Genomic DNA, 14,223 nt, shown 5'->3' with positions numbered 1-14,223 from the left:
CGATCCTTCACAGAGCAGGCCCTTGCTGGTCGCCGAGAGTCTTTCGCTGGAGCGAGGGGGTCGACAGCTGTTTGAGGATCTGTCTTTCAGTATATTGCCCGGTCAGCTGGTTCAGCTTGAAGGCGCCAATGGTGCGGGAAAAACCAGTCTTATCCGAATTCTTGCCGGGCTTTCGCGCTACGGTTTTCAAGGTGAGGTTTCACGCCACGGTGGCATGCTCTACTTGAGCCATCAAAGCGCGGTTAAGTCGCTGCTGAGTCCACGGGAGAACTTGTCCTGGCATGTGTCTGGTGAGGGGCAATATTCCAACGCTGAAATAGAATCAGCATTAACCAGCGTTGGGCTCTACGGATACGAGGACGTGCCCAGCCACGCCTTGTCTGCAGGCCAGCACAGGCGGGTCAATCTCGCCAGGTTGTATTTGTCCGGGAGCCCGCTCTGGCTTTTGGACGAGCCCTACACGGCCATCGACGCGAGCGGAGTGAGCGCCCTGGAGGCGTTGTTTGCCAAGCATGTGACGGGGGGCGGCGCAGTCTTACTAACGTCTCACCAGCGCGTGGACGTCAATTGTCCACTGGTCCGGCTTGATCTTAGCGCGGGAGTTATGTCATGAGCTCGCCGGGCACATTGGCTTTTTGCGGTCGATTGCTTCGCCGTCAGCTGGTACTTGCAGTGCGGCGACCGATAGAAATAGGCAACCCGCTGTTGTTTTTCGCCATGGTAGTGGCCCTGTTCCCACTGGGGCTTGGCCCGGCTCCGGATAAGCTTGCGGACTTTGCCCCGGGTATTCTCTGGATTATTGCCTTGCTGTCCAATTTACTCACCTCAGACGGGGTGTTTCGCAGTGATTTTGACGATGGTAGCCTGGAGCAGCTAATGCTGTCGCCACAGCCACTCTACATGTCAGTGCTGTCATACGTCACCGCACATTGGCTCATTACCGGCCTTTTGCTAGCCTTGGCATCACCCGTGTTTGCGCTGATGTTAAATCTGCCCACTGGGGCCATTGCCACACTGTTTCTGAGTTTGTTGTTAGGCACTGCTTTACTCAGCCTGCTCGGCGCTATTGGTGCAGCGCTAACGGTGGGGCTTAAACGCGGCGGAATGCTGATCTCGCTGCTGATACTGCCTTTTTATATGCCGGTACTCATATTTGGCAGCGCTGCAGTGAAAGCTGCCGTCACAGGAGCACCGGCCGGCCCCTATCTGGCGATTATTGGGGCAATGCTGTGTCTGGCTGTGGCGCTGGCGCCGATTGCGATCGCCGCTGGCTTGAGGATTAGCGTCGATGCCTGAGTTTAGTCACGTTCATCTATTGCCAGTGGCCGACAAGTTCTTGTTCGCTGTCTGTGCCTCTGTATAATTGCCGCCCCTATGTGGACCTTCTTCCATAAACTCGGTTCTCCCCCTTGGCTGTATAGTATCTCAGGTACTATTCTTCGGTTCCTGTTGCCCGTGACCGTTAGCGCGCTGGTGGTCGGCATGGTTTGGGGAATGTTGTATACCGCACCTGATTTTCGCCAGGGAAACAGCTACCGTATTATCTATATTCACGTGCCGGCTGCAGTTGTGGCCCTTGCTGGCTATTACGTGATGGCCATTGCTGGTGCTGTCAGCTTGATCTGGAAAATGAAGATGGCTGATATAGCCATGAAATCCTGTGCTCCCATTGGAGCTGCGTTGACGCTCGTGGCCCTCGTGACTGGTGCTATCTGGGGTAAGCCCACATGGGGTACTTGGTGGGTTTGGGACGCCCGGATCACGTCTATGTTGATTCTGTTATTTCTGTATCTCGGGGTGGTAGCGCTGCACGAGGCGTACGACAATAAAGAGGCTGCAGGAAAGGCGTGTGCGGTCCTGGCGCTGGTCGGTACGGTTAATATCCCCATTATCTACAAATCGGTGGATTGGTGGTACAGCCTTCACCAGCCGGCTTCAATAAAGTTTACCGGCGAATCCAGTATTGATCCCAGCATGCTCTACCCATTGCTGCTGATGATCGCAGCGTTTTACCTGATGTTCACTTGTGCGTTGCTGATGAACATGCGTGCCGAAATCCTGGAGCGGGAAAAGCGCACAAAATGGGTGCGCAAACTGGCAGAGGGAGAGGGTCAATAATGTACTTTGACAGCCTCGATGCTCTCTTGCAGATGGACGGTCACGGTGCCTACGTGTGGGCAGCCTATGCGATCACACTGGTCGTCATTGTATTTATCCTGCTGTCACCGGCCAGGCGCAAAAAACGATTTCTTCGCCAGCTTTCCGCTGAGCTTCGTCGCTCACAGGGGGGGCTAGCCACTCAGGAGGCATCAAATGCATCCAGTCCGTAAACAGCGGCTCTACGTAGTGCTATTTATTGTGCTTTTTTCCAGTGCCGCCATCGGTCTGGTGGCGTATGCGCTGCGCGGCAACATCAATTTGTTTTTTCCTCCTGCAGAAGTCGCGCAGGGCAATGCGCCAATAGGGCAGCCTATCCGTATCGGGGGTATGGTCGTGGATGGCAGCGTCCAGCGCAGCGATGACAGCCTGGCAGTGCGGTTTGAGCTGACAGATTTCAAAGCGTCGGTTGCTGTCGTTTATGAGGGCATTCTTCCGGACCTTTTTGACGAGGGGCAGGGGGCAGTCGCATCGGGGGAGCTGGGTGCGGATGGCGTTTTGCGGGCAACTGAAGTGCTGGCCAAGCACGACGAGAATTACATGCCACCAGAGGTGGCTGACGCTTTGGAGCAATCCGGTTATGACCACAAGGGAGTGAAACAATGATTCCTGAAATCGGCCACTTTGCCTTAATTATCAGTCTTGCACTCGCGCTGGTGTTAGCGGTCGTTCCTGCCTGGGGCGCCTGGCGCCGCAACGTGCCGGCGATGGCCCTGGCCCCCGGTTTAGCGGTGGGTATGTTGGTGCTGGTTGCTATCAGTTTTACCTGCCTCAGCGTTGCTTTTTTACAGGACGACTTTTCAGTCGCCGTGGTTGCCAATAACAGTAACTCCCTGTTACCGCCCATTTATAAGTTTTCCGCCGTGTGGGGTAACCACGAAGGATCTCTGTTGCTGTGGGCACTCATCCTTTGCTTGTGGACTGCTGCAGTTGCTGTCCTGAGTCCGCAGTTGCCTTTGTTGGTACTCTCGCGAGTGCTTTCAGTCATGGGCGTTATTGCGGTTGGTTTCCTTTTTTTTGCATTACTGACCTCTAACCCTTTTGCGAGGCTATTGCCCAGCATTCCTGTCGACGGCAATGACTTGAATCCGCTGTTGCAGGATCCAGGACTGATTATCCATCCGCCCCTATTGTATATGGGCTATGTGGGCTTCTCGGTTGCCTTTGCGTTTGCCATTGCTGCACTGCTCGGTGGGCGATTGGACGCATCGTGGGCCCGATGGTCCCGCCCCTGGACTAACGTGGCCTGGGCATTTTTGAGCCTGGGTATTATGTTGGGCAGCTGGTGGGCTTATTACGAACTAGGTTGGGGCGGTTGGTGGTTTTGGGATCCAGTAGAGAACGCATCGTTTATGCCCTGGCTGGCGGGTACAGCGCTGGTCCATTCCCTGGCAGCGACTGAAAAGCGCGGTCTGTTCAAGAGCTGGACGGTATTGCTCGCGATCTTTGCTTTCTCTCTCAGTTTGTTGGGGACGTTCATGGTGCGCTCCGGGGTACTGACCTCGGTGCACGCATTTGCCACCGATCCTGCGCGCGGAATGTTCATCCTGGTCTTTCTCGCAATCGTGGTGGGTGGCTCGTTAACGCTTTATGCTCTGCGCGCTCCGGCAGTGAGCAGTCGGGTCAGCTTTGCTTGGCTGTCCAGAGAATCGCTGATACTTCTTAACAATGTGGTTTTTCTGGTGTCTACACTAACCGTTTTGTTCGGCACTCTGTTTCCTTTGATGATGGATGCGCTGGGCCAGGGCAAGTATTCCGTGGGACCTCCCTATTTTAATGCGGTGTTTGTCCCGTTAATGGCTTTACTCGCGCCCTTTATGGGTATTGGCCCCTTGTCTCGCTGGAAGCGCGATAGTGGTCAGCGTTGGAAAGCTGAATTGCTGATCCCGGGCGTGGCCGCGATTGTTTGTGCGCTTACACTGCCATTGTTTGGGCAAGGATATAACCTCTGGGTAGCGCTAGCAGTGTTGCTCGCCGGATGGGTCGTTTTTGGCATGGCCAAGGATTTTTGGTTCCGAATTGGAGGCAAAGCAGGTGGCTTACGCCGACTGACCCCTAGTTACTGGGGTATGGTGCTGGCCCACATGGGATTTGCCGCATGCGTGGTCGGCGTTGTCGCTACCAGCCAATACAGTATTGAGCACGATCTGAAAATGGCGCCGGGCGAAACAGAAACCCTCGCGGGCTATGAGTTTCGTTTCGTGGAAGTTGCTGCGGTTAGAGGTCCCAATTTTGTGGCTGATGAGGCCCGCTTTGAAGTCTTTGAGGACGGCAAAAAAATTGCGGCACTGGCACCGCAAAAGCGTCGTTACCTTGCCAGCGGGTCGATGATGACCGAGGCTGCGATTGATCCGGGCCTGTTCCGGGATCTATACATTGCAATGGGTGAGCCGATTGGCGAGCAGGGGGCCTGGGCGATACGCTTGCACTATAAGCCGATGGTTCGCTGGATGTGGTTGGGCGCGATTTTGATGGGATTTGGTGGGTTCACCACTGCATGTGATAAGCGCTACCGCCGCCATCGCAGTGGCGCTCCTGCGAAGGCTGCTGGGGTTCAGTATGCCAGCTAGGCTAAAGCTGTTTATGCCGCTAATCCTGTTCATAATATTAGCGGTGTTTTTGGTTAGAGGGTTGTCGCTAAATCCTAAAGAGCTTCCTTCTGCACTGATCGATAAGCCCTTTCCTGACTTTTCGTTGTCGGCGCTCGGCAGTAGTGAAGTTCTCGATAAAGCCGCTGTCAGTGGCGAGGTAGCACTGTTCAATGTGTGGGCAACTTGGTGTATTTCCTGTCGAGCAGAGCATCCCTACCTCACTGAACTGGCTAAACGGGGGGTGGCAATCTACGGCATCAATTATAAGGACGAAGATGCGGCAGCACTTGCTTGGCTGGACGAGTTGGGTGACCCTTATCTCGCTAGCATTGCTGATCACGACGGCACCTTGGGACTTGATCTTGGTGTTTATGGCGCCCCTGAGACCTATCTTGTGGACGCCAACGGACTTGTCCGCTATCGCCATGTGGGGGTGGTAAACGAGCGCGTATGGAGCAATGTCCTACAGCCGATTTACGAGCAGCTAAAAAACGGAAAAGCAAACTGATGGTGAGGATTTTTTCTTTGGTTTTGCTATTGCTGGCGCTACCGGCGTTGGCAGTGATTGAGACTTACGAATTTTCTGATTCCGCGCTTGAAAAACGCTATCGGGCATTGAGTGAAGAACTGCGCTGTCCTAAATGTCAAAACCAGAATATTGCCGATTCCAATGCGCCCATTTCCCAGGATTTGCGCCGACTGCTCTATGAGCAGTTGGAACAGGGCGCGAGTGACGATCAGATTCGTCAGTATATGGTGGACCGCTACGGCGAGTTTGTTCGCTATCGGCCCAGTTTCTCCGGGGTCACGATTTTTCTTTGGGTGGCGCCGATGCTGTTGCTGGCGGCGGGGGTCGCGATCGCCGTAATGACCCTGCTTGGCCGCAAGCAGGAAACAGACACCACTGAAGCGCTGAGTGAAGAAGAACAGCTGAAGCTCAAAGCGATATTGGATAAGGCGGAAAGCAACCAGTGACATTACTGTATCTAACCTGCGGCGCGCTGCTGGTATTTTCTGCATTGTTTTATCTCAAGCCTGGCGGCAAGCGCCGTGGCGCAGCTAATGAGGATTTGGCGAGAGCGAACCTCGAATGGTTTCGTTTGCGTCAGCAGGAACTGGCCGAGGAAGGTAACGATTCACTGGCTGCGGACGCGCAGCTGCGCCTGCTGGAAGATGAGCAAGATCAACCGCTCGAGCAAGAGGCAAGCGCCAATCAGGCTAAATTCCCTGTTTGGATTCTGGCGCCCTTAGTTGCCGTGTTCAGCATTGCTCTTTACTACAAGTTGGGTGCTGCAGACGATGTGATTATTTCCCGTCAGTTGCAGGCCCTTGACGACAATAGCACCCCTGAGCAGATGCAGGCGCTGATGCTGTCGATAGAGCGGCGTGCTGAGCAGAGACCTGAAAACCTGCATTACGTGGCCATGCTTGGTCGTTACTACATGGGCATGCAAGACTACACTCGCGCTGCAGACGCTTATGACGAGTTGACACTGTCTGCACCTGAGGATTCAGCTGCGCTGGCTTATGCAGCGCAAGCTCGCTATCTTGCCGCCGGAAGACGATTGGATGACAGCGCTCGCATGCGCGCAGAGCAGGCATTGGCGATCGATCCTCATCAGCGCACAGCGCTGGGCCTGCTGGGCATGGCGTCTTATGAACAAGGCCAGTATCGCGCAGCTATCGACTATTGGCAGCGTCTGGTGGCGATGGAACCGCCGGGTTCTGAAACTCAGCAGATGATTTCAGGTGTCATTGAAAGTGCTCGGGAAAAGCTGGGGGAAGCAGGAGCTGTCCTGACGGCGGCTGCGACGAATGAACCTTCAGCGAACGCGGGCAGCCTGGGAGTGACAGTATCGGTTGCTTTGCCCGCAGGCGGCAATGTCGCGGCAACAGACACTGTTTTTGTTTTGGCCAGGAATGCACAAAGCGACAGCCGCATGCCCATAGCCGTGCAGCGTTTGACGGGGGCTGATCTGCCAGTGACCTTGCGCCTGGATGATAGTAAATCCATGGCAGGACAGATGCTCTCAGATACCGCGTCGATCGTGGTGGTAGTGCAAGTCTCGCCAAACGGACGCCCCGGTGAAGCGGGTGCCAGCTGGCTGGGGCAAGCGGGTCCCATGGCCCCCAGTGACTCGACTGAAGCAGTCGATATTACCCTCTCTGCCGGCCCCGCCAACTAACTAGCGCTAATTTTTTTGCTTTTTTAAGTCTGGGCATAGTGTTGCCCGTTCAAATTCTATACACTATATCTTGTGTTTCCGAGTTGACGTGAAATGCGGTAAAAACTCGGATATTCTTATAAAAAACAGCAAGATATAGCGGGTAGTTAAAGTTAAATGAGACTAAAGTCTATCAAGCTGGCTGGATTCAAGTCATTCGTCGATCCTACGACGGTCAATTTTCCCAGCAATATGGCCGCTGTCGTTGGCCCTAACGGTTGTGGTAAATCCAATGTTATTGATGCCGTACGCTGGGTTATGGGCGAAAGTTCTGCCAAGAATCTTCGCGGCGAGTCTATGGCCGACGTTATCTTCAATGGCTCAGTCAATCGACAGCCAGTGGGTCAGGCCTCCATTGAGTTGGTGTTCGATAACACCGACGGGCGTGTGGGTGGCGAATACGCCAGTTATGCTGAAATTTCCATTAAGCGGCTGGTGTCTCGTGAGGGGCAGTCGGAATATTTTCTGAACGGCACTAAATGCCGGCGTCGTGATATTACGGATATCTTTCTGGGAACCGGCCTGGGCCCCCGCAGCTATGCCATTATCGAGCAGGGCATGATTTCCAGACTAATTGAGTCCAAGCCCGAAGAACTACGAATTTTCATTGAAGAAGCGGCGGGTATTTCCAAGTATAAAGAGCGGCGAAAGGAAACCGAAAGCCGCATGCGCCGTACCATGGAGAATCTTGAGCGACTCACCGATCTTCGCGATGAGCTTGAACGCCAGCTGCAGCACCTGCAACGCCAGGCGCAAGCTGCGGAAAAGTACAGCGAGCATAAGGAAGAGGAACGCCGCTATAAAGGCCAGTTACAGGCCCTGCAATGGCGAGAACTGGACGAACAGGTCAAAGGGTTTTCTCAATCTGTCGGTGAACTGGAGGTCAAACTGGAGGCCGTGCACGCCGAGCACCAACAGGTTGACACTGCCATAGAGCAGCACCGCGTTGATCACACCGACGCAACGGATAGTTTTAACAAGGTTCAGGCGACGTATTACTCGCTGGGCTCTGAAGTCGCCCGTATAGAACAAACTATCAAGCACCAGCAAGAACGCAGTCGTCAATTGTCCGAGGATTTGACGCAAACCATAGAATCATTGGAGCAGGCCGAAAGTCATCTGGGTGATGACCGCGATAAACTCACTAGCTGGGAGCAGGAAGCGGAGGCTCTTGAACCCGAGCTGGAAATGCTGCAGGCGCTTGAAGAGTCTTCTGCCGAGGCACTTTTGCAAGCAGAAGAAGCCATGCACAGCTGGCAAAACCAGTGGGATGAATTCAATCAGCATGCCGCCGAACCCCGCCAGCAGGCGGAGGTGCAGCAGTCTCGCATCCAGCATTTGGAACAGGTGCTGCAACGTAGTCAAAATCGCAGTCGCCAGTTAGAAGAAGAAAAAACCGCATTGGCGCCAGGTCCCGACGATGGTGAAATGGAAACGCTCTCTGAGCAATTGGCTGAATTTGAAATGATGATGGCTGAGCACGAAGGCAGTGCTGAGTCGGTGGTAGAGCGTGTGTCATCCACCCGGGATCGCAGTAGCCAGCTATCCACCGAGCTTAATGAAGTTCGTTCCGGCGTGCAGCAGATGCGCGGTCGGCAGGCATCCCTCGAAGCCCTGCAGCAGGCAGCAATGGAAGATGGCAGCAGCGATGTCGGTGAGTGGCTGCAGGCTCAACAGCTCGCAGATAAGCCGCGGCTATTGGAGCAGCTTCAGGTCGATGAGGGCTGGCAGCTAGCGGTTGAAACAGTGCTGGGAGACTATCTTCAGGCTGTCTGCGTAGACAACCTTGGGTCTTTGGGTGAGTTGCTGGGAAGTCTTGAACAAGGCCAGTTAGCGCTGGTTGAAACAAGTGCCGATGCCCCGGCTTCCCCGGAGTACCTGGTTTCCAAGACAAGGAGTCAAGGTGCAGCGGGTGCCCTGCTTAGAGGCGTCAAGGTTGCCAGTGATCTCACTGAGGCAATGAGGCTGCGACAGTCGCTCGCCGAAGGTGAATCAATTATTACTCGAGAGGGCGTCTGGTTGGGCCGTAGCTGGCTGCGCGTCACTCGCCTGGCGGATCAGCAGGGCGGGGTGATCCAGCGTCAACAAGAGCTGGAGGAATTAGAACAAAGTCTGGCAGCCGCCATCGCCAGAGAAGAGCAGATCGAAGAGGGATTGCAAGGTGCGCAGGAACAATTGCGGCAACTTGAAGAGCAGCGACAAGTGTCTCAGCGAGAGCTTCAATCTGCTACCCGTCAGCACTCTGACATCAGCGCTCAGCTATCGGCATTGCAGGCTAAGGTTGAGCAAATCACAGCCAGGCGGCAGCGCATTGATGCAGATATTCTTGAGTCACAAGAGCAATTTCGTCACGAGCAGGAATCCGTGGCTGAAGCTCGTCAGCTGCTCTCTGAAGCCATAGAAAGTATGGAGTCGGATTCACAGCGCCGCGAGGATTTGCTTTCTGTTCGCGATGAAACCCGGGGTACACTCGATAGCTGCAGACAAAAAGCGCGGCACGATAAAGATACGTCCCATCAATCTGCGATGCGCTTCCAGTCACTAAGAACCCAGTTAAGCTCAATGCGTGAGTCGATTGAGCGCACCAATAACCAGGTTGCACAGCTGCGCGAACGTCGTGACGGTTTGCACAGCAGTATGTCTGACAATGATAATCCACTGGAAAGCCTGCAGGCCGCGCTAGAGGAACAGTTAGAGTTGCGCCTGGTGTCAGAGGGTGAGCTGGCTGAAGCTAGACAAGCCGTGGCCGAGGTGGAGCATAAGTTACGTGAGAGCGAACAATTGCGTGCCGGTATCGAACACCGGGCAGAGTCCGTGCGCGGTCAGTTAGAACAGCAGCGCATCAGCAACCAGACCCTGCAGGTACAGCGAGAAAACATTCTTCGTCAGTTGAACGATGATGAGCAAGACCTTGAAGCAGTGCTGCACGCTTTGCCCGAAGACGCCTCAGAGCCTGAGTGGCAGAGGCAGCTGGAGAAAATCGGCAACCGTATTGCCAGGTTGGGTCCCATAAACCTGGCCGCTATTGATGAGTATAACCTGCAGTCAGAACGCAAAAATTATTTGGACGCCCAGAATGAAGATCTGGAAACTGCGCTTAATACGCTGGGAAATGCAATTCGCAAGATCGACAAAGAAACTCGTAGCCGTTTTCAGGAGACCTTTGACAAGGTCAATACCGGACTGCAAGAGCTATTCCCACGTGTGTTTGGCGGCGGTAGCGCCTACCTGGAAATGACTGGCGATGACTTGCTGGATACCGGCATCTCAATTATGGCGAGACCTCCGGGCAAAAAGAACAGCACAATTCACTTACTGTCTGGAGGCGAAAAAGCGCTCACCGCGATCGCTCTGGTGTTCTCAATCTTTAACCTGAACCCCGCTCCTTTCTGCATGCTGGACGAGGTTGACGCTCCACTTGATGACGCCAATACCGGGCGTTATGCGCGCATGGTTAAAGAAATGTCCGAGAAAGTGCAGTTTATTTTTATTACCCACAACAAGATAACCATGGAACAGGCAGATCAGCTCATGGGAGTGACGATGCATGAGCCGGGCGTATCTCGCCTGGTTACAGTGGATGTAGACGAAGCTGCCGAACTGGCAGCGAGCTGATATAGGGTTTGTAAATGGCAGACTTAACCATACGCGACTGGATGGTCATCATCGGGGTACTGCTGATTATGGCAGTGCTGCTTGACGCCTGGCGTCGAGTGCGCAGTGAACGCAGTGAAAAGTATTCACAGGTGAAAGTGGATTTATCCGACCCACCAGACAATGAAACCGCTAGCAGTGATGAAGATCTCGCCTGGTTGAAAGAGCTGCCTAATGGTGGCGGTAGAGTAGTCGAACGTGGCGACTTATTGCGTGCCGCAGGGCATCGTTCAACTGCTCCTGCGCAGACCGAGGCCTCAGCGACTGAGCCTGGGCAGGTGGATCAGTCTGAGCACGGGCAGCAACAGATCGACCCCGCTGACGAGGTTGAACCCATGATTGCCGGTTTGTCTGCGGGCAATGAAGAAACTGAAAACCTTGACTGGCTGGACGGCATGGATGCACAAGAGCCAACTACCACCAAGCCTGAGCCGGACGAGCCCGGATTGTTGCCACGCGATGTGGATCCCGAAGTGTTCATGTTGAACGTGGTTGCTCGGAATGCGCATGGTTTTAAAGGGGCCGATATTTTGCATATTTTATTGGCTTGCGACCTGCGTTTTGGCGATATGAATTTCTTTCACCGTCATGAGTTTGAAGCAGGTAAGGGGGCCATTCAGTTTAGTGTTGCTAATATGATGCAGCCTGGTGTGTTCGACATCGACAATATGGCTGAGTTTAATACGCCGGGCTTGGTGTTTTTCCTGACTCTGCCCGGCCCGGAAGACATGATGATGGCATTTGATTACATGCTGGAAACCGCTCAGGCTGTATCACGCAACCTTGGGGGCGATGTGCTCGATGAGTCCCGCAGTGTGCTGACTAAGCAAACCTTGGAACATTGTAGGCAACAGATCCGCGACCTGGAGCGCCGTATGTTGGCTCGCGCACATTAGGCACTGCGATTCGGTATGACTGATTCAGCGACACAGGCGGAGGTCCTGCAGCTGCGGACGCAGTTGCGTGAGTGGAACTACCGTTATTATGTGTTGGACGATCCCAGCGTCCCCGACGCTGAATACGATCGCTACCTGCGTCAATTGCAGGGTTTTGAAGAGCAATTTCCAGAGCTGGTCACCGAAGACTCTCCCACCCAGAGGGTCGGTTCAAAGCCCCTTTCCCAATTCTCTCAGGTCACTCATGAAGTCCCCATGTTGTCGCTGGATAATGCCTTTGACGCGACTGAGCTAGTAGATTTTGATCGACGCTTGCGGGGTCGTCTTGGTGAACCCGATCTGGCGATTGAATACAGTTGTGAGCCAAAGTTAGATGGTATTGCGGTCAGCCTGCTTTATCGAGATGGCATCCTGGAGCGCGGCGCGACCCGTGGGGATGGCACCACGGGTGAGGACATCACTCAAAATGTACGGACTATTCCCTCCATTCCACTGCAGCTAAGAGGCGATGGCTACCCGCAAATCCTGGAGGTGCGCGGAGAGATTTACATGCCCCTGGCGGGCTTCGACCAGTTAAATCGACGCGCACTTGAAAAAGGCGAGAAGGTATTTGTTAATCCACGCAATGCAGCCGCCGGCAGCCTGAGACAATTAGACTCACGAATTACTGCTCAGCGCCCCCTGGAGATGTGTTGCTACAGTGTTGGGTTGGTCCAAGGGGGGCAGCTACCGCCAGAGCATGCAGCCGTGCTCGACTGCCTTCACCGCTGGGGACTAAGAATCAATGCTGAATCCCAGGTTGTCACCGGCGTAGAAGCTTGCGAGCAGTACTATGAAAGTCTGGCAGAGCGCAGAGATAGTCTGCCTTATGATATCGATGGGATTGTCTATAAGGTGAACCGGCTTGATCAGCAAAGCCGGTTGGGCTTTGTTTCGCGTGCGCCGCGATGGGCAATCGCTCGAAAATTTCCAGCTCAGGAAGAGATGACGCAGCTTTTGGATGTTGAGTTCCAGGTGGGTCGCACGGGCGCTATTACGCCGGTTGCCAGATTAGAACCAGTGTTTGTCGGGGGCGTCACTGTCAGTAACGCCACTTTACATAATGCTGACGAGATCGAGCGTTTGGGCCTGCGAGTGGGCGACTTTGTGGTTGTGCGCAGGGCAGGTGACGTTATTCCTAAAGTTGTCTCTGTGGTTTTGGATAAACGCCCCGGGAATTCGCGCGCCGTTGAGTTTCCGTCACACTGCCCGGTTTGTAATTCTGCTACCGAACGTGAGCCAGACGAAGCGGTCATTCGATGTATGGGCGGCCTGGTTTGTGCTGCCCAACAAAAAGCAGCCATCAAACATTTCGCTTCCCGCCGTGCCATGGATATCGATGGCCTGGGAGACAAACTTGTTGAGCAAATGGTGGATGAAGGTCTGCTTGAGAATGTGGCCAGTTTGTATTCTTTGCATAAAGACCAGTTGATGGCGCTGGAAAGAATGGGTGAAAAGTCGGCAGACAACTTGCTCGCAGCGCTGGCAGCGAGCAAGGATACTTCCTTGCCAAGGTTTATTTTTGCTCTGGGCATACGCGAGGTGGGGGAAGCGACAGCGTTGAATCTTGCGCGTCATTTCGGTAGTTGGCCAGAGTTGGTGGCCGCCTCGGAAGAGTCGCTCCTTGATGTTGACGATGTGGGTCCAGTCGTTGCCGATCACCTGCGTCAGTTTTTCGATTCGACATCGGGTATGGCTGTTGCCGAGGCGCTGAGAGAGGCGGGAGTGCGATGGCCTGATATCGAAATCGCTGCTGAGTCTGTGCTCCCATTGTCTGGTCAAACCTGGGTAGTTACCGGAAAGTTGGAGTTGATGGGGCGCAACGAAGCCAAGGCAGCGCTTCAAACATTAGGAGCGAAGGTGGCTGGCAGCGTATCTGCGAAAACCCACTGCGTGGTCGCAGGTCCCGGTGCGGGTTCCAAGCTGGCAAAAGCGCAGGACCTCGCGGTGGAGGTAATTGACGAGATCACCTTCGTTGCTCTTTTGGAACAACATGGAGAGAAAAAATGACTGCGAGGGTCTTACCGTTTGTTTTGCTGTTGTTAGCGGGTTGCACGACATCACCACCCTCCAACGTTAATAACATATGTGAGATCTTCGAAGAAAAGAGCGGCTGGTACGGCGACGCCCACGATGCTAAAAAAGAGTGGGGGAGTCCGATACCAGTAATGATGGCGATTATGCATCAGGAATCCCGGTTTGTTGCCAAGGCAAAGCCTCCGCGTAAAAAGATTTTCGGATTTATACCTGGACCCAGGCCCTCAGATGCCTACGGTTACAGTCAGGCCAAAAAGTCGACATGGAAGGACTACAAGCGCGGTGGCGGCAATTACGGCGCGGATAGGGACGATTTCGGTGACGCTATTGATTTTATCGGCTGGTATAACGAGCAGTCTAAAAGACGCAGCGGAATTTCCAAGCGCGATACTTACGGGCTTTACCTCGCTTATCACGAGGGGCATGGAGGCTATAACCGAGGCACCTATAAGTCAAAAAAATGGCTGACAGATGTTGCACGCAAGGTTGAGCGGCGAGCGGGTAGCTATCAGCAACAGTTGAGCACCTGCGAGAAAGACCTGGAAAAGGGCGGTTGGTTTTTCGGCTGGTAAGCTGAGTCGACGATTGAATCAGGGCGAATATACGAACCGCCTGAGATTATCC

Annotated in this window: 13 protein-coding genes; all 13 read left to right on the top strand. The window is 54.0% G+C overall.

Features of this window, described 5'->3' with window-relative positions:
* Nucleotides 1–22: 22 nt before the first annotated feature.
* The 13 genes from ccmA (at nucleotide 23) to EYC87_RS07035 (ending at nucleotide 14,171) form a co-directional block, all read left to right on the top strand.
* Nucleotides 23–613 carry a cytochrome c biogenesis heme-transporting ATPase CcmA gene (gene ccmA, locus EYC87_RS07095; RefSeq protein WP_279252263.1) on the top strand — a complete coding sequence of 197 codons (591 nt, stop codon included), beginning with the start codon at nucleotides 23–25 and terminating at the stop codon, nucleotides 611–613.
* Nucleotides 610–1,296, top strand: a complete 687-nt coding sequence (gene ccmB / locus EYC87_RS07090) for a heme exporter protein CcmB (RefSeq protein ID WP_279252262.1) — start codon at nucleotides 610–612, stop codon at nucleotides 1,294–1,296. The genes ccmA and ccmB overlap by 4 nt, the downstream gene beginning before the upstream one ends.
* 78 nt (nucleotides 1,297–1,374) lie before the next feature.
* Entirely contained in the window at nucleotides 1,375–2,118 is a 744-nt protein-coding gene (locus EYC87_RS07085; RefSeq protein WP_279252261.1) for a heme ABC transporter permease, read from the top strand.
* Complete coding sequence (gene ccmD, locus EYC87_RS07080; RefSeq protein ID WP_007228069.1) at nucleotides 2,118–2,330, top strand: heme exporter protein CcmD; 213 nt, start codon at nucleotides 2,118–2,120, stop codon at nucleotides 2,328–2,330. Before EYC87_RS07085 ends, ccmD begins: the two co-directional genes overlap by 1 nt.
* Entirely contained in the window at nucleotides 2,314–2,763 is a 450-nt protein-coding gene (gene ccmE, locus EYC87_RS07075; protein WP_279252260.1) for a cytochrome c maturation protein CcmE, read from the top strand. The genes ccmD and ccmE overlap by 17 nt, the downstream gene beginning before the upstream one ends.
* A complete protein-coding gene (locus tag EYC87_RS07070; RefSeq protein WP_279252259.1) occupies nucleotides 2,760–4,727 on the top strand; it encodes a heme lyase CcmF/NrfE family subunit in 1,968 nt (655 codons plus the stop codon). The genes ccmE and EYC87_RS07070 overlap by 4 nt, the downstream gene beginning before the upstream one ends.
* Entirely contained in the window at nucleotides 4,717–5,256 is a 540-nt protein-coding gene (locus tag EYC87_RS07065; RefSeq protein WP_279252258.1) for a DsbE family thiol:disulfide interchange protein, read from the top strand. The genes EYC87_RS07070 and EYC87_RS07065 overlap by 11 nt, the downstream gene beginning before the upstream one ends.
* Nucleotides 5,256–5,723, top strand: coding sequence for a cytochrome c-type biogenesis protein (locus EYC87_RS07060; RefSeq protein WP_279252257.1), 468 nt, complete (start codon nucleotides 5,256–5,258; stop codon nucleotides 5,721–5,723). The genes EYC87_RS07065 and EYC87_RS07060 overlap by 1 nt, the downstream gene beginning before the upstream one ends.
* On the top strand, nucleotides 5,720–6,934 hold the full coding sequence (gene ccmI, locus EYC87_RS07055; RefSeq protein ID WP_279252256.1) for a c-type cytochrome biogenesis protein CcmI: 1,215 nt from the start codon (nucleotides 5,720–5,722) through the stop codon (nucleotides 6,932–6,934). Before EYC87_RS07060 ends, ccmI begins: the two co-directional genes overlap by 4 nt.
* Nucleotides 6,935–7,090: 156 nt before the next feature.
* Nucleotides 7,091–10,588 carry a chromosome segregation protein SMC gene (smc, locus tag EYC87_RS07050; RefSeq protein WP_279252255.1) on the top strand — a complete coding sequence of 1,166 codons (3,498 nt, stop codon included), beginning with the start codon at nucleotides 7,091–7,093 and terminating at the stop codon, nucleotides 10,586–10,588.
* A gap of 14 nt (nucleotides 10,589–10,602) precedes the next feature.
* The gene (zipA, locus tag EYC87_RS07045; protein ID WP_279252254.1) at nucleotides 10,603–11,523 is read left to right on the top strand and encodes a cell division protein ZipA; all 921 of its coding nucleotides are present in this window, start codon (nucleotides 10,603–10,605) and stop codon (nucleotides 11,521–11,523) included.
* Nucleotides 11,524–11,538: 15 nt separating this feature from the next.
* On the top strand, nucleotides 11,539–13,572 hold the full coding sequence (gene ligA, locus EYC87_RS07040) for an NAD-dependent DNA ligase LigA (protein ID WP_279252253.1): 2,034 nt from the start codon (nucleotides 11,539–11,541) through the stop codon (nucleotides 13,570–13,572).
* Nucleotides 13,569–14,171 (top strand): transglycosylase SLT domain-containing protein, encoded by a 603-nt coding sequence (locus EYC87_RS07035; RefSeq protein WP_279252252.1) that lies wholly within the window; start codon nucleotides 13,569–13,571, stop codon nucleotides 14,169–14,171. Before ligA ends, EYC87_RS07035 begins: the two co-directional genes overlap by 4 nt.
* The last annotated feature ends 52 nt before the right edge of the window (nucleotides 14,172–14,223 follow it).

Source organism: Candidatus Seongchinamella marina (assembly GCF_026262685.1).
GTDB classification, from domain to species: Bacteria; Pseudomonadota; Gammaproteobacteria; order Pseudomonadales; family Halieaceae; genus Halioglobus; species Halioglobus marinus.
The sequence above is the reverse complement of the archived record's forward strand: the minus strand, read 5'-3'. Positions and strand labels throughout refer to the sequence as shown.

Coding starts and splice junctions, on each gene's coding strand:
- EYC87_RS07035 (WP_279252252.1), top strand. CDS start 13,569: ATGACTGCGAGGGTCTTACCGTTTGTTTTGCTGTTGTTAGCGGGTTGC.
- EYC87_RS07060 (WP_279252257.1), top strand. CDS start 5,256: ATGGTGAGGATTTTTTCTTTGGTTTTGCTATTGCTGGCGCTACCGGCG.
- ccmD (WP_007228069.1), top strand. CDS start 2,118: ATGTACTTTGACAGCCTCGATGCTCTCTTGCAGATGGACGGTCACGGT.
- ccmB (WP_279252262.1), top strand. CDS start 610: ATGAGCTCGCCGGGCACATTGGCTTTTTGCGGTCGATTGCTTCGCCGT.
- EYC87_RS07085 (WP_279252261.1), top strand. CDS start 1,375: ATGTGGACCTTCTTCCATAAACTCGGTTCTCCCCCTTGGCTGTATAGT.
- smc (WP_279252255.1), top strand. CDS start 7,091: ATGAGACTAAAGTCTATCAAGCTGGCTGGATTCAAGTCATTCGTCGAT.
- ligA (WP_279252253.1), top strand. CDS start 11,539: ATGACTGATTCAGCGACACAGGCGGAGGTCCTGCAGCTGCGGACGCAG.
- EYC87_RS07065 (WP_279252258.1), top strand. CDS start 4,717: ATGCCAGCTAGGCTAAAGCTGTTTATGCCGCTAATCCTGTTCATAATA.
- zipA (WP_279252254.1), top strand. CDS start 10,603: ATGGCAGACTTAACCATACGCGACTGGATGGTCATCATCGGGGTACTG.
- ccmE (WP_279252260.1), top strand. CDS start 2,314: ATGCATCCAGTCCGTAAACAGCGGCTCTACGTAGTGCTATTTATTGTG.
- EYC87_RS07070 (WP_279252259.1), top strand. CDS start 2,760: ATGATTCCTGAAATCGGCCACTTTGCCTTAATTATCAGTCTTGCACTC.